This window comes from Pseudoalteromonas luteoviolacea, from assembly GCF_001696455.1.
Taxonomy (GTDB): Bacteria; Pseudomonadota; Gammaproteobacteria; order Enterobacterales; family Alteromonadaceae; genus Pseudoalteromonas; species Pseudoalteromonas luteoviolacea_C.
In genome coordinates, this window is the sequence record NZ_MAUJ01000081.1 from 1 (window position 1) to 213 (window position 213).

Annotated in this window: 1 rRNA gene; it reads right to left on the reverse strand. The window is 51.2% G+C overall.

Features of this window, described 5'->3' with window-relative positions:
• Positions 1–213, reverse strand: a 23S ribosomal RNA gene (locus A7985_RS25595); the annotation flags it as partial.

Consider the following 213-nt stretch of genomic DNA (forward strand, 5'->3'; position numbering starts at 1 on the left):
ACCTTCGTGCTCCTCCGTTACTCTTTGGGAGGAGACCGCCCCAGTCAAACTACCCACCAGGCACTGTCCTCAATCCCGATTAGGGACCTAAGTTAGAACATCAACACTACAAGGGTGGTATTTCAAGTCGGCTCCACACAATCTAGCGACTGTGCTTCAAAGCCTCCCACCTATCCTACACATGTAGGGTCAATGTTCAGTGCCAAGCTGTAG